This window comes from Pseudomonas sp. ES4, assembly GCF_050586665.1.
Lineage (GTDB): Bacteria > Pseudomonadota > Gammaproteobacteria > Pseudomonadales > Pseudomonadaceae > Aquipseudomonas > Aquipseudomonas frederiksbergensis.
Genome location: NZ_JBOBDO010000007.1, coordinates 150673 through 173215, shown reverse-complemented (window position 1 = coordinate 173215; position 22543 = coordinate 150673). Strand labels below are relative to the sequence as shown.

The window sequence follows — 22543 nt, the reverse complement described above, 5'->3', positions numbered from 1 at the left end:
ACCGCGGCGTTGCCACTCGGACTTTAGACCAATACCGTCTAGGGCCTAGTCTTTGCGGTCATATTTAACCTGACTCATTTTGATTTACAGCGTTCAATCCCATCGACCGGTGTAGGCTTGATCGCGTCAAACCCTATTGGTTGCGCCATCGAATGATCTCCATCCTCTCTTCCCGTCACCGTCGCGCCATGCGCCTGGCCCTGCGTTTCATCGCGCCTTATCGCTGGCCGGCCGTCGGTGCCTTGCTCGCATTGATCGTCACGGCGGGTATTACCTTGTCCATGGGGCAGGGGATTCGCCTGCTGGTGGATCAGGGTTTCATGACCCAGTCGCCGCATTTGCTCAACCAGTCCATCGGCTTGTTCATGTTGCTGGTGGTCGGGCTGGCGATTGGCACCTTCGCGCGTTTTTACCTGGTCTCATGGATCGGCGAGCGCGTTGTCGCGGACATCCGTCGTCAAGTGTTCAATCATCTGATTTATCTGCACCCAGGATTCTACGAAGACAACCGCAGCTCCGAGATCCAGTCGCGGTTGACCGCTGACACCACGCTGCTGCAATCGGTGATCGGCTCTTCGCTGTCGCTGTTTTTGCGCAACCTGTTGATGGTGATCGGCGGGATCGTCCTGTTGTTTATCACCAATCCCAAACTCACCAGCATCGTGGTGGTCGCGTTGCCGTTGGTGATCGCGCCGATCCTGATCTTCGGCCGTCGGGTGCGTAGTCTGTCGCGCCTGAGCCAGGACCGGATTGCCGATATCGGCAGCTATGTTTCCGAAACCCTGGGCCAGATCAAAACCGTGCAGGCTTACAACCATCAAGTCCAGGATGAGCAGCGCTTTGCCGCGACCGTGGAGGAGGCCTTCAACACCGCTCGCAAGCGGATCTTCCAGCGGGCCTGGCTGATTACCCTGGTGATTGTGCTGGTGCTGGGCGCCGTCGGGGTAATGCTCTGGGTCGGGGGAATGGATGTGATCGCCGGGCGGATTTCCGCGGGCGAGCTGGCGGCGTTTGTGTTTTACAGCCTGATTGTCGGCAGTGCATTCGGCACGTTGAGCGAAGTGATTGGCGAACTGCAACGTGCCGCCGGCGCCGCCGAGCGGATTGCCGAGTTGCTGCGCTCGGAAAACATCATCCGGCCACCGACCACTGGCGTGGTGACTTTGCCTGAACGGGTGAAGGGTGACCTGGTGCTGCAAGACGTGCGCTTTTCCTACCCGTCGCGTCCCGAAAGCTATGCGGTCGATGGTTTGAATCTGACGATCAATGCCGGCGAAACCCTCGCGTTGGTCGGGCCGTCCGGTGCCGGCAAGTCGACGGTGTATGACTTGCTGCTGCGCTTTTACGACCCGTCCGAAGGACGCATCCTGCTTGACGGCGTGCCGTTGACTCAACTCGATCCGTTGGACTTGCGCCGCTGCTTCGCCCTGGTCTCGCAATCCCCGGCGCTGTTCTTTGGCAGCATCGAAGAGAACCTCCGCTACGGCAACCCGACGGCCACCCTGGCCCAGGTTCAGGAAGCGGCGAAAATCGCCTACGCCCACGACTTCATCGAACAAATGCCCAACGGCTACCAGACCCACCTTGGCGACGGTGGCCTCGGTTTGTCCGGCGGCCAACGCCAGCGCCTGGCCATCGCCCGGGCGCTGCTGGTGGACGCGCCGATCCTGTTGCTGGACGAAGCCACCAGCGCTCTCGACGCCCAGAGCGAACACCTGATCCAGCAAGCCCTGCCGAGCCTGATGAAAAACCGCACCACGCTGGTCATCGCCCACCGGCTGGCGACGGTAAAGAATGCTGACCGGATCGCGGTGATGGACCAAGGGAAACTGGTGGCGGTGGGGACGCATCAGGAATTGATTGCGAGCAACGCGTTGTATGCGCGGTTGGCGGCGTTGCAGTTCAACGATGGACATGAGGCCGCGTGATGAGAGCTGCTGAATGTTGCCGGAGTCGGGCATTATGTCGACCCCAGTTGCGAGCCTGGAAAGAGATATGAGTCGTTATCAACCCCCGTTGACCCTGACCACCAGAATGTTGGCGTTGGTCGCGGGGATGCTCGGCGACTGATTGGCATCCGCTAATCATCAGCTGCGTCTTCCATTACGAATTCGAGTTCATCCATCCCTTCACTGACGGTAACGGACGCATGGGCCGTCTTTGGCAGACTTTGATACTCAGTCAATGGCGCCCGGTGTTGGCATATTTGCCTGTCGAAGCGGTCATTCGAGATCAGCAGGATGCTTATTACGCGGCATTGTCGGCGGCTGATCAGTTGGCTGAGGCGACGCCTTTTGTCGAGTTCATGCTGCAAGCATTGAGTCTCGCGCTTGAGGAAGCAGCCCTTGGTGAATCAGTAACCGACCCAGTAACCGACCTGGTAAGCGACCCAGTAGGGAAATTGCTTTCAGCGCTCCATATTAACGGCCCGCTTAAAATCAGCGACTTGATGACTGAGGTCGGTTTGGCTCACAAGGCGACCTTTCGGGCTAACTATCTCAGGCCCGCATTGGCTGCCAACTTGATTGAGATGACCAATCCCGGGTCGCCAAGCAGCCCTGCTCAAAAATATCGACTGACCCAGCATGGCAATCGGATTGCCGCACGGCTCAAGTCGGCGTAGTCGTTCTGGACGCGAACAAAAAATGCCCGCATCAATCGATGCGGGCATTTTTTGTCAGTGCTTCGAAGGTTCATTGATCGTCAAAATAGCGCTCATGCCAATCCACCAACGGCTGCGGGGAGTTGAGCTTCTGGCCGTAGATCACCGAGTACGACAGCACGTTCTGCACGTACTGACGGGTTTCGTCGAACGGGATGCTTTCCACCCAGACGTCGAAGCTCAGATGGTCCGCACCGCGTAGCCACTGACGCACGCGGCCGGGGCCGGCGTTGTAGGCTGCGGACGCGAGGACGCGGTTGCCATTGAACTGGCTGTGAACCTGGCTCAGGTAGGCGGCACCGAGCTGGATGTTCTTGTCCGGATCGAACACTTGCTGCGGCGAGGCCAGTGGAATGCTGAACTTGCGCGCAGTCTCCTTGGCGGTGCCGGGCATCAGCTGCATCAGGCCGCTGGCGCCGACGCCGGAGCGGGCGTCGGCCATGAAGGCACTTTCCTGGCGAGTGATGGCGAACACCCAGCTCGAGTGCAGGCCGCGAGCCTTGGCTTCGCGCACCAGGGTTTCGCGGTGGGCCATCGGGAAGCGGATATCCAGGTCGTCCCAGTACTTCGCCTGACTGATGGTGCGAATTGCCGGGAAATACCATTTCAGGTCGTAGGCCAGTTTCGCCTGGGCGACCATTTCGTCGCGGTTGAAGTGGCGGCTGACGTGGTACCACTCGCGACGACCGTCGACGATCTGCCCGCGAGCATGGAATTCCAGGGCGCGTCGTATGCCTGGGGTATTGCGCACCTTGTTGATCAGCGCCTGACTGAGCACCAGCGGTTTGTTGTTCAGTGAATAGGGGGATTGCGAGCGGTCGGCGGCCAGGAAACCGTAGAAGTCGCGCTCTTGAGCCAGGTTCTTGTAAAGCGTCTGTACTTCGGGATTCTGTGGCTGGGCCAGTTCCAGGCTGCGAGCCTGCCAGTAACGCCAGCGGTTGGTGGTGGCCAGATCCTGAGGCAGGCGACGCGTCAATTGATAGGCATCATCCCAGCGGGCCAGACGCAATAGCAGGCGCAGGCGCCATTCAGAAACGGTGTTGTCCCGCAACTCCGGGTCGTATTTGGTCATCACGTCCAGCGCGCGGCTGTCGAAACGTCGTGCAAGGGTCAGCCCGATTTCTCGGGCGATGGCCACTTTTTCGTCTCGCGAGAAGTGCATGCTGCTGGCATAGCCGTCGAGCAAGGCCATGGCCTTGTCCGGATCCTGTTTGGCCAGGCGGCGCAGGCCGAGGCTGACGATGTCGGACATTGGCTCATCGGCCGGGGTGAAGCGCGACGGCTGATTGAGCAGCTCGGGTTTCTGCGCCACATCTATCAACAAACGACCGCGAGGGGCGAGGGTGGTCAGGCCACTCACCAGGCTGTTGGCCAACGGGTAGTTGCGCGCCTGGGCGGCGAGTTTAGTGCGCTCCCAGCGTTTCTGTTCGGTCAGTTGACCTTCGGCGGCCCAGATCCCGAACAAGCCATCACATGCCCCAGGCAGCGATTTACCGGTCAGCCAGAGTTTTTCGGCGTTGGCATAACCTTCGGTCTTCTGTTTGCGCGCGATCTGATTCTGCGCGTTCAGGCAGTCCAGTTCGGTGAAATTGAGTTTGGGGTCGTAGTACTTGACGAAGGTCTCCCAGTCGCCGCGATCGGCCAGCCAGCGCAACCAGCGAAGTTTCATCCAGTTGGCTTGCGGCAGGTCGCCGTGTTCGGCGAGAAATTTCTCGATTTCGGCATTGCTCGCGGTTTTCAGACGTGCGGTCAGTTCGTCATACGCAAGATAAGGCTCCAACGGGTAATCACTAAGAGCCTGGCTGTAACGGAAGTAAGGACCTGTATCACCCTTGGCCAGGGCACGCTTGGCTTCATCGTAGTATTGACGCTGGGTAGACAGGTCCACCGCCTGTGCTGTTTGGATGGCAGTGGCAGAAAGAAGAAAACAGGATAAAAGACCAAAAAGGCGACTGCGCATGAGACGTCCGAACAGAGAAATCATGACAAGCGTTGAAGATACCAACACTGAATTAACTGTAGCTTAGCCTTTTGCCAGCAGCGGGCGAAAGCTTTGCCGGCCTGTCAGCATCAGTTCGCAACATTTGTCATGCAGAGTGTCGCGAAGGTGAAATTGCCGGCCTTCTGAAGCCTCAATTCAGGTAGAATGCGCGCCCGGTTTTTGGAGAAGCTCATGACCCTGCTCAAATTCAGCGATGTGTCCCTTGCTTTCGGCTCTACGCCGTTGTTGGACAAGGTGTCCTGGCAGATCGCCCGTGGTGAGCGGGTGTGCATCATCGGCCGCAATGGCACTGGCAAGTCCAGCATGATGAAGCTCGTCAAGGGCGACCAGAAGCCCGATGACGGCTCCGTTTGGCGCGCACCCGGCCTCAAGATTGGCGAATTGCCGCAAGAATTGCCGGTAGCCGACGAGCGGACCGTGTTCGACGTGGTGGCTGAAGGCCTGGACGGTGTCGGCGAACTGCTCGCGCAGTATCACCACCTGAGCCAGAACATCGTCACCGACGCCGATCTGGACAAACTGATGCACGTCCAGCACGACCTCGAAGCCCGTGACGGCTGGCGTTTGCAGCAATTGGTCGACAGCACCTTGAGCCGTCTGCAGTTGCCGGCCGACAAGACCCTCGCCGAGTTGTCCGGCGGCTGGCGTCGTCGCGTCCTGCTGGCTCAGGCTCTGGTTTCCGAACCCGATCTGCTGTTGCTCGACGAACCGACCAACCACCTGGACATCGGTGCAATTGCCTGGCTCGAAGAAGCGCTGAAGGATTTTCAGGGCGCCGTGCTGTTCATCACGCACGACCGTTCATTCCTGCAGAACCTCGCGACCCGCATTCTCGAACTGGATCGCGGTGGCCTGATCGACTGGAACGGCGACTACGCCAGCTTCCTCGTGCACAAGGAAGCCTCGCTGGCCGCGGAAGACACCGCCAACGCGCTGTTCGACAAAAAACTGGCCCAGGAAGAAGTCTGGATCCGCCAGGGCATCAAGGCTCGCCGCACCCGTAACGAAGGCCGCGTCCGCGCCCTCAAAGCCCTGCGCAACGAGCGTAGCGAGCGTCGTGAGCGCACCGGCAAGGCCAACATCCAGCTGGATACCGCCGACAAGTCCGGCAAGCAGGTGATGGTCCTCGAGAACGTAAGCTTCGCTCACCCGGGCGGCCCGTTCCTGATCAAGGATTTCTCGATGGTCCTGCAGCGCGGCGACCGTATCGGTCTGCTCGGCGCCAACGGCACCGGCAAAACCACACTGCTGAAGCTGATGCTCAGCGGTCTGCAGCCAACCAGCGGCACAGTGGAAGAAGGGACGCGCATCGACGTGGCCTACTTCGACCAGTTGCGCCATCAGCTGGACCTGGAAAAGACCGTAATTGACAACGTTGCGGAAGGTCGCGACTTCATCGATATCGATGGTCAGAGCCGCCACGTGCTGAGCTACCTCGGCGATTTCCTGTTCAGCCCGCAGCGTGCCCGCACGCCGGTGAAGGCGCTGTCCGGTGGTGAGCGTGCCCGTCTGCTGCTGGCGAAACTGTTCAGCAAACCGGCGAACCTGCTGGTCCTCGATGAACCGACCAACGACCTCGACGTCGAAACCCTCGAGTTGCTGGAAGAGGTCTTGCTGACCTTCAACGGCACCGTGCTGATGGTCAGTCACGACCGGGCGTTCCTCGACAACGTGGTCACCAGTACCCTGGTCTTCGAAGGTGAAGGCAAGGTTCGCGAATACGTCGGTGGTTATCAGGACTGGCTGCGTCAGGGCGGCTCGCCGCGCCTGCTGGGCGTGACCGAGAGCAAGTCCGGCAAAGCCGACCTGACCTCTGCTGTCGTGACGGCCGAAGCTGCGCCAGTTGCTGCTGCAGTCGAAGCGCCGGTGGCGAAGAAGAAGCTCAGCTACAAGTTGCAGCGTGAGCTGGAAATGTTGCCGGGCCAGATCGAAGCCATGGAGCAGCAGATCGCTACCGTCGAGGCGCAAATGGCCGATGCCGGTTTTTATCAGCGTCCTGCGGCCGAGACCGCTGCCGTGATTGCTCAGTTGGAGCAGTTGCAGGCTGAGCACGACGTAATGGTCGAGCGTTGGGCCGAGCTGGATGCCTGATTGATCCTGCTATAAAAAAGCCCGGCGTTCAGTGATGAGCGCCGGGCTTTTCGTAAGCGCTGTGGTTTAGCTTTTGATCAGGCGCACCGCGAGCACATCACAGGGCGCACCGTGCAGCACGTCATTGGCAGTCGAGCCCAGCAGCAATGCCAGGCCGTGTCGGCCATGGCTGCCCACCACGATCAGGTCGCAGGTCTGTTCCTTGGCCAGGTGGTGGATCTCCTGGCGTGGCTGGCCGTAGGTCAGGTGGCTGTATTCCTTGGAGAGTTCCGGATACTTCACGATCAGTCGGTCCAGGCGTTCCTTGGCCTGATCGAACTGCTGTTGTTGCAGTTGTGACAGGTCCATGGGGACGTCGCCGCCAAAGGCCATGGCCATCGGTTCGACAATATGCACCAGGGACAGCTTCGCCCCGTTGCTCACTGACAGTTCGCGAGCGCGGTGGATTACAGGATCGCACTCTTCGGTTAGATCTACAGCGACCAGAATGTGGTTGTAGGGCATGAGGTGCTCCTCCTGAGGGTTGCAATATTGGTAAGTATGGCTGGTTTCAAGCGCATTGTTTCCACAGTGACCCAATGCGCTCATCAAGAATCGGGAGTACAGATATGACGGTCTGGATAGTGGTGTCAATCTTGTTGGTGGTTCTGAGTCCGCTGGCATGGTTGCGTCCGTCGCGCCACCAGAGCGGGCGCATGGCCTTGCGCATGGAGGCGAGGCGTATCGGATTGGCGATGCAGCTGGCGCCTCAGGACTGGCCGCACTGGCTGAGCAAGGAGCCGCCGAGCCCTTGCGCCCAATACCATCGACCGCGGCGTGGCAATCGGCCGGCGTGCTGGAGTTACTGGCAAAAAGCGCCGGGTGTGTGGGTCAATCAGTGGCAGGAGGTCTGCGAGGAGCCTGTGTTGCTGATTCATTTCGAAAAATTGCCAGATAACGTTTACAAGGTCGAAGCAGACAAGCAGATGATCACGTTGTATTGGGGTGAGAAGGGCGAAGCGACGGTTTTGCAGGATATTGATGCGGTGCTGAAGGCGCTGGCATAAATCACGGAAATTTCGCGCCGCAATGGCGCGAAATTTCCGGCAGACAGGCAATAAAAAGCCCGACATCATCATCGGGCTGGAGTTGGCCAGGCAGGCCGGTAATTCTGGGTCACACTGATCTTACGCTGGGCATTCGCCAAAAGCGTTCATGTTTTTTTCCACAAGGTCCCGCCAGCGTAGCTTGTTAAACAAAGGCTGCAGCGAATTAGGGCGACTTTTCTAACTATTGATCCTATGAATGGCCTTACATGCAGACGCGTGTTGCAGGGCTTCGCGGTACGGAAATGACCGGAAAGTCGCGTTTCAACCAGTATTTTGGGCGATTGACAATTGTCGGAAATTCCGTGAAGGTGACGTACCCAAATCAAACGGGCGTATGAATTGAGCGTTTGTATTACAGACCGCTCCTACAGAATCCCGACTATCGCGTTGGCGGGTGTGCCGGGTGAATGGGCGTAGCATTGACGTTAAACGTCCCTGCCGAACCATTCGCCTGCGTCCGACGTGTACTGTTCAGCTTCCATATCGTGGAGATCAGTTGATGATTTACGAAGGTAAAGCCATCACGGTTAAGGCTCTTGAAAGTGGCATCGTCGAATTGAAATTCGACCTCAAGGGTGAGTCCGTCAACAAGTTCAACCGTCTAACCCTGAACGAACTGCGTCAGGCCGTAGACACCATCAAGGCAGATGCTTCGATCAAGGGTGTGATCGTCAGCAGTGGCAAGGACGTGTTCATCGTCGGCGCCGACATCACCGAATTTGTCGAGAACTTCAAGCTGCCTGATGCAGAGCTTGTTGCTGGCAATCTGGAAGCCAACAAGATTTTCAGCGATTTCGAAGACCTCAACGTCCCGACTGTCGCCGCGATCAACGGCATCGCCCTGGGTGGCGGTCTGGAAATGTGCCTGGCGGCGGACTACCGCGTCATGTCCACCAAGGCCAAGATCGGTCTGCCGGAAGTCAAGCTGGGCATCTACCCGGGCTTCGGCGGTACCGTGCGCCTGCCGCGCATCATCGGTGCCGATAACGCCATCGAATGGATTGCCGCCGGCAAGGAAAACCGCCCTGAAGACGCGCTGAAAGTCGGCGCAGTCGACGCAGTGGTTGCCCCTGAGAAGCTGCAGGAAGCTGCTCTGGAACTGCTCAAGCGCGCCATCTCCGGCGAGTTCGACTACAAGGCCAAGCGTCAGCCGAAGCTCGAAAAGCTCAAGCTCAACGCCATTGAACAGATGATGTCGTTCGAAACCGCCAAGGGTTTCGTGGCCGGTCAGGCGGGCCCGAACTACCCGGCACCGGTCGAAGCGATCAAGACTATCCAGAAAGCCGCGAACTTCGGTCGCGACAAGGCGCTGGAAGTCGAAGCCAATGGTTTCGTCAAACTGGCCAAGACTTCTGCCGCGCAGAGCTTGATCGGGCTGTTCCTGAACGATCAGGAGCTGAAGAAAAAGGCCAAGGCCTACGACGAAATCGCCAAGGAAGTGAAGCAGGCTGCCGTATTGGGCGCTGGCATCATGGGCGGCGGTATCGCTTATCAGTCGGCCTCCAAAGGTACGCCGATCCTGATGAAGGACATCAACGAGCACGGCATCGAGCAAGGTCTGGCAGAAGCTGCCAAATTGCTGGTGGGCCGCGTTGATAAAGGTCGCATGACCCCGGCGAAAATGGCCGAAGTGCTCAATGGCATTCGTCCGACCCTGTCCTACGGTGATTTCGGTCACGTCGACCTGGTCGTCGAAGCCGTTGTCGAGAATCCGAAGGTCAAGCAAGCCGTTCTGGCTGAAGTCGAAGGCAAGGTCAAAGAGGACACCATCCTCGCGTCCAATACCTCGACCATTTCCATCAGCTTGCTGGCCAAAGCCCTCAAGCGTCCGGAAAACTTCGTCGGCATGCACTTCTTCAACCCGGTGCACATGATGCCGCTGGTTGAAGTAATCCGTGGCGAGAAGTCCAGCGAAGTGGCCGTTGCCACCACCGTTGCCTACGCCAAGAAAATGGGCAAGAACCCGATCGTCGTCAACGACTGCCCGGGCTTCCTGGTCAACCGCGTGCTGTTCCCGTACTTCGGCGGTTTCGCCAAGCTGGTCAGCGCCGGCGTGGACTTCGTCCGCATTGACAAGGTCATGGAAAAATTCGGCTGGCCAATGGGCCCGGCGTACCTGATGGACGTGGTCGGCATCGACACCGGTCACCACGGTCGCGACGTGATGGCTGAAGGTTTCCCGGACCGCATGAAAGACGACCGTCGTTCGGCCATCGACGTGCTCTACGAAGCCAAGCGCCTGGGTCAGAAAAACGGTAAGGGCTTCTACGCCTACGAGACTGACAAACGCGGCAAGCAGAAGAAAGTCGCCGATCCGTCGGTACTGGAAGTGCTTAAGCCAATCGTGTTCGAGCAGCGTGAAGTCACCGACGAAGACATCATCAACTGGATGATGATCCCGCTGTGCCTGGAAACCGTGCGTTGCCTGGAAGACGGCATTGTCGAAACCGCTGCAGAAGCCGACATGGGCCTGGTCTACGGTATCGGTTTCCCTCCATTCCGTGGCGGTGCGCTGCGCTACATCGATTCGATGGGTGTTGCAGAGTTCGTTGCCCTGGCTGACCAGTACGCTGATTTGGGCGCGCTGTACCACCCGACCGCAAAACTGCGCGAAATGGCCAAAACCGGCCAGCGGTTCTTCGGTTAAGCGCCTCCAACTAGAGTGAGAGTGAATATATGAGCTTGAATCCTAGAGACGTCGTGATTGTCGACTTTGGTCGTACTCCGATGGGCCGCTCCAAGGGCGGCATGCACCGCAACACCCGCGCTGAAGACATGTCGGCGCACCTGATCAGCAAATTGCTGGAACGCAACGTCAAGGTTGATCCGGGCGAAGTCGAAGACGTGATCTGGGGCTGTGTGAACCAGACCCTGGAGCAGGGCTGGAACATCGCTCGCATGGCGTCCCTGATGACTCAGATCCCGCACACCGCTGCCGGCCAGACCGTCAGCCGTCTGTGTGGTTCGTCGATGAGCGCTCTGCACACTGCTGCGCAAGCGATCATGACCGGCAACGGTGACGTGTTCGTGGTTGGCGGCGTCGAGCATATGGGTCACGTGAGCATGATGCACGGTGTCGATCCGAACCCGCACATGTCCCTGTACGCGGCGAAAGCCTCGGGCATGATGGGTTTGACCGCAGAAATGCTCGGCAAAATGCACGGCATCAGTCGCGAACAACAGGACGCTTTCGGCGTGCGCTCCCACCAGCTCGCTCACAAGGCGACACTGGAAGGCAAGTTCAAAGACGAAATCATCCCGATGCAGGGCTACGACGAGAACGGTTTCCTGAAACTGTTCGACTATGACGAAACCATTCGTCCGGAAACCACCCTGGAAAGCCTGGCGGCTCTCAAGCCTGCTTTCAACCCTAAGGGCGGCACCGTGACAGCCGGTACTTCGTCGCAAATCACCGACGGTGCTTCGTGCATGATCGTGATGTCGGCGCAGCGTGCACAGGACCTGGGCATTCAGCCTATGGCGGTGATTCGTTCGATGGCAGTGGCAGGTGTGGACCCGGCGATCATGGGCTATGGTCCAGTACCGGCCACACAAAAAGCACTGAAGCGCGCGGGTCTTGGCATTAACGATATCGACTTCTTCGAGCTCAACGAAGCTTTCGCCGCACAGGCCCTGCCAGTGCTGAAAGATTTGAAAGTACTCGACAAGATGAACGAGAAGGTTAACCTGCACGGCGGTGCGATTGCCCTGGGTCACCCATTCGGTTGCTCCGGTGCGCGTATCTCCGGCACTCTGCTGAACGTGATGAAGCAAAATGGCGGCACCTTCGGGGTGGCTACCATGTGCATTGGTCTCGGCCAAGGCATCTCCACCGTCTTCGAACGCGTTTAAGCGTTTCGTCGAAGGAAGCCGGGGCCAAGTGCCCCGGTTTTTGTTTTTCTGAATTTATTTTTGTTTTTATTTTGAAAAGATTTGAGCGAGGGCCAAACCATGCCGATACAACCTGGGCTCTACCAACATTACAAAGGTCCGCAGTACCGTGTATTCAGTGTTGCGCGGCATTCGGAAACCGAAGAAGAAGTGGTGTTCTACCAAGCCCTGTATGGCGATTACGGCTTTTGGGTGCGCCCCTTGAGCATGTTCCTGGAGTCGGTCGAGGTTGACGGCGAACAGGTGCCACGCTTTGCTTTGGTGCAAGCCGAACCGAGCATATTTCCGCAGCCATAAGGGGAGTGCGCGCAGAACCCTGCGCTTGACCTCACCTTGTAGCCACTATATATAGCGGTGCCGCGTCAGGCGCCAACCGCCTTTCACTTCTAGAATTCAGGAATTTTCTGATCCATGGGCAAATCGCTGGTCATTGTGGAATCCCCGGCTAAGGCCAAGACCATCAACAAGTATCTGGGTAACCAATACGTGGTGAAGTCGAGTATCGGCCATATCCGAGACCTGCCCACCAGCGGTTCGGCTAGCGCCAGCAAAGAGCCCGCCGCCAAGCGCGGCAAGGCCGCCGCGGGTGAAGGTCCGGTGCTCACGCCGAAAGAGAAGGCGCGCAAGCAGCTGGTCTCGCGCATGGGTGTCGATCCCGATCATGGCTGGAAAGCCAAGTACGAGATCCTCCCGGGCAAGGAAAAGGTCATCGAAGAGCTACGACGGCTCGCCAAAGATGCTGACACCATCTATCTCGCAACCGACTTGGATCGCGAGGGGGAAGCCATTGCCTGGCACCTGCGCGAAGCCATCGGTGGTGATGACAGCCGCTACAAGCGCGTGGTGTTCAACGAAATCACCAAGAAGGCGATTCAGGAAGCCTTCTCCAAGCCGGGCGAGCTGGACATCGACCGTGTAAACGCCCAGCAGGCGCGTCGTTTCCTCGACCGCGTGGTGGGTTACATGGTATCGCCGCTGCTGTGGGCCAAAGTTGCCCGTGGCCTGTCCGCCGGTCGCGTGCAATCGGTTGCCGTGAAGCTGGTGGTCGAGCGTGAGCGTGAAATTCGCGCGTTCAACCCGGAAGAGTACTGGGAAGTTCATGCCGACCTCGGCACCGCCAAGGGCGCGACTGTGCGTTTTGATGTGGCGCGCGAGAAAGGCGAAGCCTTCAAGCCGCTGAACGAAACCCAGGCCATGGCCGCACTGGAAAAGCTCAAGGCTTCCAGCTACAGCATCGTCAAGCGCGAAGACAAACCGACCAGCAGCAAGCCGTCGGCACCGTTCATCACTTCCACCCTGCAACAGGCCGCGAGTAACCGCCTGGGCTTCGGCGTGAAGAAAACCATGATGATGGCCCAGCGTTTGTACGAAGCCGGCTACATCACTTACATGCGTACCGACTCCACCAACCTCTCGGTTGATGCCGTGACGATGGCGCGTACTTATATTGAAGGCGAGTTCGGCAAGAAGTACCTGCCGGAAAACCCGAACGTCTACAGCAGCAAGGAAGGCGCACAAGAGGCTCACGAAGCGATTCGTCCCTCCGATGCCAATACCGAGCCAAGCAAGCTGTCGGGCATGGAGCGCGATGCTGAGCGGCTCTATGAGCTGATCTGGCGCCAGTTCCTCGCTTGCCAGATGCTGCCGGCCCAATACCTGTCGACCACTGTCACCGTCGGTGCCGGCGATTTCGAGTTGCGTGCCAAAGGACGGATCCTGAAATTCGACGGTTACACCCGCGTCATGCCGCAAATTGCCAAGCCTGGCGATGACGACGTGTTGCCGGACATGGCTCAGGGCGACGCGATGAAGCTGATCAAGCTTGATCCGACCCAGCACTTCACCAAGCCGCCGGCGCGTTACTCGGAAGCGAGCCTGGTTAAAGAAATGGAAAAACGCGGCATCGGTCGTCCTTCGACCTACGCGGCGATCATTTCGACGATCCAGGATCGTGGCTACGTTGCGCTGCACAACCGTCGTTTCTACTCGGAAAAAATGGGCGACATCGTTACCGAACGTCTGGCCGAAAGCTTCTCCAATCTCATGGACTACGGCTTCACTGCCGGCATGGAAGAGAACCTCGATGACGTGGCCCAGGGTGAGCGCGACTGGAAGAACGTACTCGATGAGTTTTATGGCGACTTCAAGAAGAAGCTCGAAGTAGCCGAAAGCGCCGAAGGCGGAATGCGCGCCAATCAGCCGGTAATGACTGATATTCCGTGTGTGTTGTGCGGTCGTCCGATGCAGATTCGCACCGCATCGACCGGCGTGTTCCTCGGCTGCTCGGGCTACAGCCTGCCGCCGAAAGAGCGCTGCAAGGCTACGGTCAACCTGGTGCCGGGCGACGAAATCGCGGCGGACGATGAAGGTGAATCGGAATCGCTGGTGCTGCGTGGCAAGCATCGCTGCCCGATCTGCAGCACGGCGATGGACGCTTACTTGCTGGATGAGAAACGCAAGCTGCACATCTGCGGTAACAACCCGGATTGCTCTGGCTACGAAATCGAAGAGGGCACCTATCGCATCAAGGGCTACGAAGGTCCGAGCCTGGAGTGCGACAAGTGCGGCAGCGAGATGCAGCTCAAGACCGGCCGTTTCGGCAAGTTCTTCGGTTGCACCAATGCGACGTGCAAGAACACCCGCAAACTGCTGAAAAGCGGTGATGCAGCACCGCCGAAGATGGATCCGGTGAAGATGCCTGAGCTGAAATGCGAAAAGGTCAACGACACTTACATCCTGCGCGACGGTGCTTCCGGCCTGTTCCTGGCGGCCAGTCAATTCCCGAAAAACCGCGAGACCCGTGCTCCGCTGGTCATGGAAATTGTGCCGCACAAAGATGAGATCGATCCGAAGTACCACTTCCTCTGCGAAGCGCCGAAGAAAGATCCGGACGGCCTGCCTGCGGTGATCCGTTATAGCCGTAAAACCAAAGAGCAGTACGTGCAGACTGAAGTCGAGGGTAAGCCGACTGGCTGGAAAGCCTACTACGACGGCGGCAAGTGGACAGTTGAAGACAAGCGCCCGGCGAAGACTGCCAAGGCTTAAAAGGCGCTGAACACAAAAGGCCGCATGACAGCCCTCGGGTTTTCATGCGGCCTTTTTGTTTTGTGCTTGCGGGAAGCGGAGCTGATCCACGACACTGTCTGACCTGCGTGAAGCAATTATTTCGTTGTGGAGGCTGCCGTCATGGCCCACGAACTCTATACCCGTACCAACCAGAAGATTTACTTCGCCGGCCTGTCGCTGGAAGCGCTCGCCAGAGCCGAAGAGGGGCGGGCGATGAATTCCCTGGCGCTGATCCAGGCCGGACGTGAATCGGCGTTATTTCACCTTTACGGTGCATTGCTTGGGCTGTGCCATGAAATCGCCGGTTTCTATCGCTTGCCTCAAGCCAACGCGCCTCGGGCCGAGTTGCTGCTGACGCGTGAAGTACTTGAAGCCATCGCGATTCCGGAAATGGCCGAGATGGTCGAGTTGGCCAATAATCCGGAAACCTGGCTGGCTAAACTGCTGGCAGCTCATGCTGCGCTGTTTCAGCCGCCTCGGGCGCCGCACAAGCCTAAGGGGGACGTGACGCAGCCGCTGATCCTGGCCGTTAACCTGGATGAAGAAGAGGCTCCGCAGGAGCTGAGCCGGGAAGAGCTGGAGAGCTGGCGTCAGAATCTCAAGGGACTGGCGATTCGGTTTCGTGAAGGCCTGAACGAGTGCTGAAGGATAGAGCGGAATAATGGATGGCCCGGTGGGTTGTCCGTTCAGGTCTGAGAGCTGTCGGACCTTTCTCTATATGATGGCATCTGGTCAAGATCCCGAGCGAAGCCTGGCCGATGCCTATATAATCCCCGCCTTTCGTGGAGAACAGACCTTTATGCCAACGTCCTTTCTAGAAATTGTCGAGTTACCAGACGGCCGTATTGAGCTGCGCAGGGCTGAGGACGAGGGTTCTCTGGTTACTTTGGATTTCTCCGAGGATGCCAAAGCGTTTCTGCAGGGTCAGCACGTGGAAGTCGCCAAGGCGATGTTGAGCGTCGGCGTTCAGATGGCCGGACGCTTGGTTGAAGGCGATTTCAATACAGACGAGGCGTCTCGGGTTCTTCATTGATCCCGCCCGTCGGTTTTTTGCTGATCTCGCTACAGTTTGGCTTCTCTATCCTTGGAGAAGCCCCGCGTTGTTCAACGCGCGCATTGTTTGTCAGTTAACCCAATCGAATATTCAGGCTTTGTGCGTCCCCGATCCGGGCGGCGCTGATCAGCTGTTGCCGTGAAGTTGTGCTCAAAGGGTTGAGCCAGCTGACCACCGTGTGGCTGCGGCCCAGGCGCAAGGCCTCGCAGGTCAGTTGCTGTGCGCTCTGAGTGCCGCGCGGTTGCAGCAGCAGGATGCGTTCGCGGTTAAGGCCGGCGTCCCGCAACCAGGCCTGGGTCAGGCTGGCGGGTGGCGCGATCAGCGTTAGCCAGCGCGCGTCCTGGTCCTGGCTCAGTTCCCTGAGAATCGGCGCCAGAAGGTTCAGGCAGTTCCCGGCGGCACCACGCAGCGACAGCTCACTGAAGACTTCGGGCTCGGCGCTCCAGGGTGACTCGACCACATCTTTCAGGATCGGCGCCAATGGCTGCACCATGAAAGCCTCGAACAACGGCAGTTGGGCTTGTTGTGATGTATGTGGGAACTGCATAAAGCCTCCTTTAGCGGCGAATGACGCCGACACTCAAGCCTTCGATCACCAGTTCCTGATCTTTCAGGTTCACTTCGATAGGGGCGAATTCAGGGTTTTCGGCGATCAACCAGACCTTGCTGCCGTCGCGCTTGAAACGCTTGACGGTCACTTCGTCGCCGATCCGAGCTACTACAATCTGGCCGTTGCGGGCTTCTCGGGTGGTGTGCACTGCCAGCAGGTCACCGTCGAAAATGCCTACATCCTTCATGCTCATGCCATGAACCCGAAGTAGATAGTCGGCGCGAGGATGGAAGAACGACGGGTTGATGTTGCAAGACTCTTCGATGTGCTGCTGGGCTAGGATCGGAGCACCGGCAGCCACTCGGCCAATGATCGGCAAGGTGGACTCGTCGGCCTTGGCTTCAAAGCCGGGAATGCGAATGCCACGGGAAGCACCGGGTGTCATCTCGATCGCTCCCTTGCGGGCCAGCGCCTTGAGATGTTCTTCTGCCGCATTGGGTGACTTGAAGCCCAGTTCCTGAGCGATTTCCGCGCGGGTGGGTGGGTAGCCGTTGTCTTCGAGGCAGCGTTTGATGAAGGCCAGAATCTCTGCTTGGCGTGGCGTCAGCTTTAGCATAATGATCGCTCTGTCTTTTTATACAGTGACTGGGATTATATACAGTGAAACGGTCTTGGCAATGCTCCTTTTTTTGCCGACCGCCAGACGGTCGATGAGCACGCTGATTCACGCTTGCGAGTTGTATGGTTAAATAGCTGACCGGCCATTCCCAAAACGAACCGTCAGGCTTGACAAGGCCTGGGCTGAAACGTATGTTTCAAACAAGTGTTTGTCAGGCGGAGTAGCCATGGCCCAGTCGGAAACCGTTGAACGCATTCTTGATGCTGCCGAGCAATTGTTCGCGGAAAAAGGTTTTGCTGAAACCTCATTGCGTCTGATCACCAGCAAGGCCGGTGTCAATCTGGCGGCGGTGAACTATCACTTCGGTTCAAAGAAGGCCTTGATCCAGGCAGTTTTCTCGCGCTTTCTCGGGCCGTTCTGCTTGAGCCTCGATAAAGAGCTCGAGCGGCGTCAGGCCAAGCCGGAGAACAAGCCGACGCTAGAGGAGCTGCTGGAAATCCTCGTCGAGCAAGCTCTGGTGGTGCAGCCACGTAGCGGCAACGATCTGTCGATTTTCATGCGATTGCTGGGCCTGGCTTTCAGTCAGAGCCAAGGGCACTTGCGGCGTTATCTGGAAGACATGTACGGCAAGGTGTTCCGCCGCTACATGATGTTGGTCAACGAAGCTGCGCCGCGTATCCCGCCGATCGAGTTGTTCTGGCGCGTGCACTTCATGCTCGGTGCCGCCGCATTCAGCATGTCCGGTATCAAGGCCCTGCGCGCAATTGCCGAGACCGACTTCGGCGTCAACACCTCCATTGAGCAAGTAATGCGTCTGATGGTGCCGTTCCTGGCGGCTGGCATGCGCGCCGAAACCGGGGTCACCGACACGGCCATGGCCACCGCGCAGTTGCGTCCACGCAGCAAATCGACCCCGGCCGTCGCCAAGGTTTAACTGCGCACGGGTGGGCGCGGCAGCTGACATCCGCTAAGCTAGCCGCCCATGCCGACTCTCGTTTTGAACCCGCTCCCCATTTGTATCGCCGACCTGCCGGGCATTGCCCATGGCGGCGATTTTGTGCGAGCCGGATTTATCATTATCAAGGAATCTCTATGACTGCTGGCCTGCAAGGCTCGTTGATGGTGGACGTCGCCGGTACCTGGCTGACGGCTGAAGATCGCCAATTGTTGCGCCAGCCCGAAGTGGGCGGCCTGATCATTTTCGCCCGCAATATCGAACACCCGCGTCAGGTGCGCGAATTGAGCGCCTCAATCCGCGCCATTCGTCCCGATCTGCTGTTGGCAGTCGACCAGGAGGGCGGCCGGGTTCAGCGTTTGCGTCAGGGTTTTGTACGCCTGCCAGCCATGCGCGCCATCGCTGACAACCCGAATGCCGAGTACCTCGCCGAGCAGTGCGGCTGGATCATGGCGACTGAAGTGCTGGCCGTCGGCCTCGATCTGAGTTTCGCTCCCGTGCTGGACCTCGACTTCCAGCGCAGCGCTGTGGTCGGCACCCGTTCATTCGAAGGTGATCCCGAACGTGCAGCGTTGCTGGCGGGAGCCTTCATTCGCGGCATGAACAGCGCCGGGATGGCCGCCACCGGCAAGCACTTTCCCGGTCACGGCTGGGCCGAGGCCGATTCCCACGTTGCAATCCCTGTTGATGAACGCAGTCTCGACGAAATCCGCGCCAATGACCTGGTGCCGTTCGCCCGACTGAGCAAGCAATTGGCTGCAGTCATGCCGGCCCACGTGATCTATCCGCAAGTCGATTCGCAGCCTGCCGGCTTCTCCCGCCGCTGGTTGCAGGACATCCTGCGTGGCGAACTGCAATTTGACGGCGTGATCTTCAGCGATGACCTGTCCATGGCCGGTGCCCACGTAGTCGGCGATGCTGCCAGCCGTATCGAAGCGGCGCTGACGGCCGGTTGCGACATGGGCCTGGTGTGCAACGATCGCGCGGCCGCTGAATTGGCCCTGAGCGCCGCCCAGCGCCTGAAGGTAAAGCCGTCCGAGCGCATTGCGCGGATGCGCGGCCAGTCGTACGCCAGCACTGAATACCGTCAGGATCCTCGCTGGCTGACAGCCGTGGGCGCGCTCAAAGATGCTCAACTGATCGATTGAGACCTTTCGGCTTACATGCTGAGTTTTGATACCTGCGAACTGCGATCACTTTCAGAAGTGTAAATATGATGCTGGCAATTATTGAGCAACTTCAAGAACTGTCATGGGCGGAGGAGTTCAGTCATCGTGCTCTGGATAAGGCTCGCAGATACGCTGTAGAAAACCGGGTGCAAATCTGCGAAATCGAGGACGCTCTCGTTCTCGCCATCTGCAAAGGTTCCCAAGGGAATATTTACGAACAAGCCATTGAACTCATCGAAGACCCTAATGGTGATTTTGAGCTGGTTTGTTCTTGTTCGTGTCCGGTGGTGATCAATTGCAAGCACTGCGCAACCGTGCTTTACAACTTGCAAGAACTGCCGATGGACTCGTTCAAAAGCACTGCCTCGGTTCAACTGAATCGTGAGTTGGAGCGTTGGCTCAATGATATTCCCCACGACGTTCCAGATCGCGAGGGGGCTGCGCAGAGCGCTGGCACTTGCTGGGTATACAAACTCAAAGCAACGTCCACCACAGGCAAGTGGTTGCTGGAAATCTACAAGGCTCGTCAGCTCAAGGATGGCCGCTTGCAGGACATCAAATCGGTGTACTCGCCGTCAGATGCACTGATGCGCGAGCCCGGCTATCTGTCGGAGCTTGACTTGCGAATCGCAAGATTGCTGGTCGCCGTCCACTCCCAACATTCGTTTTACAGCGGCTATCCCCTGCAGGGCAGCAGTGGCGCCGAAGTTCTTCAATTGGCATTAAAAACCTCACGCCTGTATCTCGATTTCGAACAATTGCAGCCGCTGGTAGCTGGAAAGAGCAGGTCTGGGCAGTTTGCCTGGACCGAGCAACTCAGCGGCAGCTTCCGTCCTCAGTGGCGTAGTGAGGAAGCGTCTGAAGAAACGGTTCTGGCGCTGGAACCTTTGTACTACCTGGATCGCGAACGGCTGGAAGTTGGGCCGCTGCTTAGCGAGCTAGACGGAAAGCTGGCCTGCCATCTGTCATTGGTCCCTGACATTCCCGCACCTCAGGCCATGCAGTTCAGCCATCGGATGAGTGCTGTAACTCGAGTCGTGCCTCCACCGCATGCATTGACCGAGCGGATCGTCGATGACGTCGAACCCCAAGCCTTCCTGACGCTTGCAAGCACTAACCGTTACAGGAACTGGAAGCATGAAGTTGAACATCGCGCGGCTTTGGCGTTTACCTATAACGGGCACGTGGCGGCGGACAAAAAATCCTCAGAAGTACTGATACTGTCCGGCACCGAAACCCAGCGCATCCAACGCAAAACCGTGGCTGAAAAAGCCTTGCGCCAAGCTTTGCAAAAACAGGGCTTCAAAAAGGCCACCCGTAAATGTGATGCGCTACCCGACAGTGCGGGCGAAATGTTCGATTTGCCGGACGACTCGGCTTGGCTGACTTTTGTGCAGTCCGTAGTCCCGGCGCTCAGAGAGGCAAATTGGCAGATCCGTATCGATGAGAGCTTTCATTTCAATGTGCAGCCCGTAGATGAATGGTATGCCGATGTCGAGGAATCTCCGGGGCGCGAGTGGTTCGATCTGCAGTTGGGGGTCGTAGTCAATGGCGAGCGCCACAGTTTGCTGCCCATCCTGCTGCAATTGTTGCGCAGACAGCCGCAGCTGCTGAACCCGACAGAGCTGGCCATGCGTGACGATGACGATCAAGTGCTGATCGATCTCAACAGTGGGCAGTTGGGTGCCAAGCCAGGTATAAAAATTGCGCTGTCCCTGGGACGAATCAAACCATTGATGGCAACGCTCGGTGAGTTGTATTTGGGGGGGAGCAGCAGCGCCTCGTTACGCTTGAGCGCTCCTGATGCGGCGCGACTGAGCGAGCTGGAGGGGTTGCCGCTGGTCTGGCAGGGCGGTGAGCGCTTGCGCAGTTTCGCCAAACGCTTGCGTGAATCGACTCAGGCGAACGTTGCTGTTCCGGAAGGCCTCAACGCCACATTGCGGCCTTATCAGCTTGAAGGTCTGAACTGGATGCAGACTCTTCGTGAGCTTGAGGTTGGCGGTATTCTTGGCGACGACATGGGCCTGGGCAAGACCCTGCAAACACTGGCTCATTTACTCGTCGAGAAGCAGGCAGGGCGACTCGATGTTCCGGCACTTGCGGTGATGCCGACCAGCCTCATTCCCAACTGGCTCGACGAAGCGGCACGTTTCACTCCGCAGCTGAAAGTCCTGGCGCTGCATGGCGCTACTCGGCAAAAGGATTTCATCAACCTTGCCGAATACGATCTGGTGCTGACCACGTATGCGTTATTGCCGCGCGATCTTGAGGTTTTGCAACCACAGGTCTGGAGCGTACTGATTCTCGATGAAGCACAGAACATCAAAAATCCGCTCAGCAAAGCTGCCCAGGCTGCCCGTGATCTGGAGGCCCGGCAGCGTTTGTGCCTGTCCGGCACGCCATTGGAAAATCACCTCGGCGAGCTATGGTCACTGCTTCACTTCCTGTTGCCCGGGTGGCTGGGCGACAGTAAAACCTTCAATCGTGACTACCGCACCCCGATCGAGAAGCACGGCAATAGCGAACGGATGCAGCACCTGACTGCCCGCATAAAGCCCTTTCTGTTGCGCCGCAAGAAAGAACAGGTCGCCACCGAGTTGCCGCCAAAAACCGAAATCGTGCATTGGATCGAACTCAGCGATGGGCAGCGGGATGTTTATGAAACCGTGCGCGTGGCGATGGACAAAAAGGTGCGTGATGAAATTGCCCGCAGCGGCGTTGCGCGTAGCCAGATCATCATCCTCGACGCTTTGCTGAAGTTGCGTCAGGTGTGCTGCGATCTGCGGCTGGTCAAAATGTCCCTGACGGCGAAAGCACTTCGTGCGGGCAGCGGCAAGTTGATCGGTTTGATGGAGATGCTGGAGGAGTTACTCAGTGAAGGACGCAAGATTTTGCTGTTTTCGCAGTTCACTTCGATGCTTGCATTGATTGAGGAGGAATTGCTGCAGCGTGGCGTCGGCTATGCGTTGTTGACTGGCGAAACGACTGATCGGCGCACGCCAGTCAAAGACTTCCAGAGCGGCAAGGTGCCGTTGTTCCTGATCAGTCTGAAAGCGGGTGGCACGGGGCTTAATCTGACAGCGGCCGACACGGTGATTCACTTCGATCCGTGGTGGAACCCTGCTGTTGAAAACCAGGCCACCGATCGTGCTTACAGGATCGGTCAGGACAAACCGGTGTTCGTCTACAAGATGATTGCCAAGGGCACGGTGGAAGAGAAAATACAGGCACTGCAACAGGAGAAGGCGGCGTTGGCCGGGGCTGTGCTTGAAGGTGGGACGACCGGAGGGTGGAAGCTTGAGCAGAGTGACATTGAAGCGTTGTTTGCGCCGTTGCCTGAACCCAGGTCCTGATAGCTGATTTCTTCAGTCAATACGAGGTGACCCCATCGCGGGC

16 protein-coding genes and 1 pseudogene are annotated in these 22543 nt (G+C 58.1%); 13 read left to right on the top strand and 4 right to left on the bottom strand.

Going from position 1 to position 22543, the window contains the following annotated elements:
• Positions 1-152 precede the first annotated feature (152 nt).
• Positions 153-1928 carry an ABC transporter transmembrane domain-containing protein gene (locus ACQ4OB_RS11155; RefSeq protein WP_430955688.1) on the top strand — a complete coding sequence of 592 codons (1776 nt, stop codon included), beginning with the start codon at positions 153-155 and terminating at the stop codon, positions 1926-1928.
• Positions 1929-2059: 131 nt separating this feature from the next.
• Positions 2060-2623 (top strand): annotated as a pseudogene (locus ACQ4OB_RS11150) (Fic family protein); the annotation flags it as partial.
• Between the two features lie 70 nt (positions 2624-2693).
• Here ACQ4OB_RS11150 and ACQ4OB_RS11145 read toward each other — a convergent pair.
• Positions 2694-4622, bottom strand: coding sequence for a transglycosylase SLT domain-containing protein (locus ACQ4OB_RS11145; RefSeq protein WP_074875115.1), 1929 nt, complete (start codon positions 4620-4622; stop codon positions 2694-2696).
• Between the two features lie 213 nt (positions 4623-4835).
• On the opposite strand from ACQ4OB_RS11145, the gene ACQ4OB_RS11140 reads away from it, so the two are divergent.
• Positions 4836-6755: an ATP-binding cassette domain-containing protein gene (locus tag ACQ4OB_RS11140; protein WP_074875117.1), complete on the top strand. Its 1920-nt coding sequence runs from the start codon at positions 4836-4838 to the stop codon at positions 6753-6755.
• 66 nt (positions 6756-6821) lie between these two features.
• Here the strand turns inward: ACQ4OB_RS11140 and ACQ4OB_RS11135 are convergent, their stop codons facing one another.
• The gene (locus ACQ4OB_RS11135; protein WP_008151425.1) at positions 6822-7259 is read right to left on the bottom strand and encodes a universal stress protein; all 438 of its coding nucleotides are present in this window, start codon (positions 7257-7259) and stop codon (positions 6822-6824) included.
• A 104-nt stretch (positions 7260-7363) separates the two neighbouring features.
• On the opposite strand from ACQ4OB_RS11135, the gene ACQ4OB_RS11130 reads away from it, so the two are divergent.
• The 7 genes from ACQ4OB_RS11130 (at position 7364) to ACQ4OB_RS11100 (ending at position 15833) form a co-directional block, all read left to right on the top strand.
• Entirely contained in the window at positions 7364-7801 is a 438-nt protein-coding gene (locus tag ACQ4OB_RS11130) for a hypothetical protein (RefSeq protein ID WP_430955687.1), read from the top strand.
• Between the two features lie 541 nt (positions 7802-8342).
• Entirely contained in the window at positions 8343-10490 is a 2148-nt protein-coding gene (fadB, locus tag ACQ4OB_RS11125; RefSeq protein ID WP_430955686.1) for a fatty acid oxidation complex subunit alpha FadB, read from the top strand.
• 29 nt (positions 10491-10519) lie between these two features.
• Positions 10520-11695: an acetyl-CoA C-acyltransferase FadA gene (gene fadA / locus ACQ4OB_RS11120; RefSeq protein ID WP_046047846.1), complete on the top strand. Its 1176-nt coding sequence runs from the start codon at positions 10520-10522 to the stop codon at positions 11693-11695.
• A 99-nt stretch (positions 11696-11794) separates the two neighbouring features.
• On the top strand, positions 11795-12031 hold the full coding sequence (locus ACQ4OB_RS11115; RefSeq protein ID WP_007933188.1) for a DUF1653 domain-containing protein: 237 nt from the start codon (positions 11795-11797) through the stop codon (positions 12029-12031).
• Positions 12032-12145: 114 nt separating this feature from the next.
• Entirely contained in the window at positions 12146-14779 is a 2634-nt protein-coding gene (gene topA, locus ACQ4OB_RS11110; protein WP_074875124.1) for a type I DNA topoisomerase, read from the top strand.
• A gap of 141 nt (positions 14780-14920) precedes the next feature.
• On the top strand, positions 14921-15445 hold the full coding sequence (locus ACQ4OB_RS11105) for a DUF6586 family protein (protein ID WP_074875126.1): 525 nt from the start codon (positions 14921-14923) through the stop codon (positions 15443-15445).
• Positions 15446-15599: 154 nt separating this feature from the next.
• Positions 15600-15833 (top strand): hypothetical protein, encoded by a 234-nt coding sequence (locus tag ACQ4OB_RS11100; RefSeq protein WP_008151412.1) that lies wholly within the window; start codon positions 15600-15602, stop codon positions 15831-15833.
• Between the two features lie 94 nt (positions 15834-15927).
• Here ACQ4OB_RS11100 and sulA read toward each other — a convergent pair whose 3' ends face one another.
• The gene (gene sulA, locus ACQ4OB_RS11095) at positions 15928-16401 is read right to left on the bottom strand and encodes an SOS-induced cell division inhibitor SulA (protein ID WP_008151409.1); all 474 of its coding nucleotides are present in this window, start codon (positions 16399-16401) and stop codon (positions 15928-15930) included.
• 10 nt (positions 16402-16411) lie between these two features.
• On the bottom strand, positions 16412-17020 hold the full coding sequence (lexA, locus tag ACQ4OB_RS11090) for a transcriptional repressor LexA (protein WP_007933171.1): 609 nt from the start codon (positions 17018-17020) through the stop codon (positions 16412-16414).
• Between the two features lie 229 nt (positions 17021-17249).
• Between lexA and ACQ4OB_RS11085 the strand changes: the two genes are divergently transcribed.
• From ACQ4OB_RS11085 to ACQ4OB_RS11075, 3 genes are all read left to right on the top strand, one after another.
• Positions 17250-17957, top strand: coding sequence for a TetR/AcrR family transcriptional regulator (locus ACQ4OB_RS11085; protein WP_074875128.1), 708 nt, complete (start codon positions 17250-17252; stop codon positions 17955-17957).
• 170 nt (positions 17958-18127) lie between these two features.
• The gene (gene nagZ, locus ACQ4OB_RS11080; RefSeq protein ID WP_173860483.1) at positions 18128-19126 is read left to right on the top strand and encodes a beta-N-acetylhexosaminidase; all 999 of its coding nucleotides are present in this window, start codon (positions 18128-18130) and stop codon (positions 19124-19126) included.
• A 68-nt stretch (positions 19127-19194) separates the two neighbouring features.
• Complete coding sequence (locus ACQ4OB_RS11075) at positions 19195-22500, top strand: SNF2-related protein (protein ID WP_430955707.1); 3306 nt, start codon at positions 19195-19197, stop codon at positions 22498-22500.
• Positions 22501-22543: the final 43 nt, after the last annotated feature.

What these genes read in the sequence shown, in the direction of transcription:
- fadB (WP_430955686.1), top strand. Translation starts at nt 8,343, where the DNA reads ATGATTTACGAAGGTAAAGCCATCACGGTTAAGGCTCTTGAAAGTGGC.
- ACQ4OB_RS11135 (WP_008151425.1), bottom strand. Translation starts at nt 7,259, where the DNA reads ATGCCCTACAACCACATTCTGGTCGCTGTAGATCTAACCGAAGAGTGC.
- ACQ4OB_RS11130 (WP_430955687.1), top strand. Translation starts at nt 7,364, where the DNA reads ATGACGGTCTGGATAGTGGTGTCAATCTTGTTGGTGGTTCTGAGTCCG.
- lexA (WP_007933171.1), bottom strand. Translation starts at nt 17,020, where the DNA reads ATGCTAAAGCTGACGCCACGCCAAGCAGAGATTCTGGCCTTCATCAAA.
- ACQ4OB_RS11105 (WP_074875126.1), top strand. Translation starts at nt 14,921, where the DNA reads ATGGCCCACGAACTCTATACCCGTACCAACCAGAAGATTTACTTCGCC.
- ACQ4OB_RS11100 (WP_008151412.1), top strand. Translation starts at nt 15,600, where the DNA reads ATGCCAACGTCCTTTCTAGAAATTGTCGAGTTACCAGACGGCCGTATT.
- ACQ4OB_RS11085 (WP_074875128.1), top strand. Translation starts at nt 17,250, where the DNA reads ATGGCCCAGTCGGAAACCGTTGAACGCATTCTTGATGCTGCCGAGCAA.
- ACQ4OB_RS11145 (WP_074875115.1), bottom strand. Translation starts at nt 4,622, where the DNA reads ATGCGCAGTCGCCTTTTTGGTCTTTTATCCTGTTTTCTTCTTTCTGCC.
- topA (WP_074875124.1), top strand. Translation starts at nt 12,146, where the DNA reads ATGGGCAAATCGCTGGTCATTGTGGAATCCCCGGCTAAGGCCAAGACC.
- fadA (WP_046047846.1), top strand. Translation starts at nt 10,520, where the DNA reads ATGAGCTTGAATCCTAGAGACGTCGTGATTGTCGACTTTGGTCGTACT.
- ACQ4OB_RS11140 (WP_074875117.1), top strand. Translation starts at nt 4,836, where the DNA reads ATGACCCTGCTCAAATTCAGCGATGTGTCCCTTGCTTTCGGCTCTACG.
- ACQ4OB_RS11075 (WP_430955707.1), top strand. Translation starts at nt 19,195, where the DNA reads ATGCTGGCAATTATTGAGCAACTTCAAGAACTGTCATGGGCGGAGGAG.
- sulA (WP_008151409.1), bottom strand. Translation starts at nt 16,401, where the DNA reads ATGCAGTTCCCACATACATCACAACAAGCCCAACTGCCGTTGTTCGAG.
- ACQ4OB_RS11115 (WP_007933188.1), top strand. Translation starts at nt 11,795, where the DNA reads ATGCCGATACAACCTGGGCTCTACCAACATTACAAAGGTCCGCAGTAC.
- ACQ4OB_RS11155 (WP_430955688.1), top strand. Translation starts at nt 153, where the DNA reads ATGATCTCCATCCTCTCTTCCCGTCACCGTCGCGCCATGCGCCTGGCC.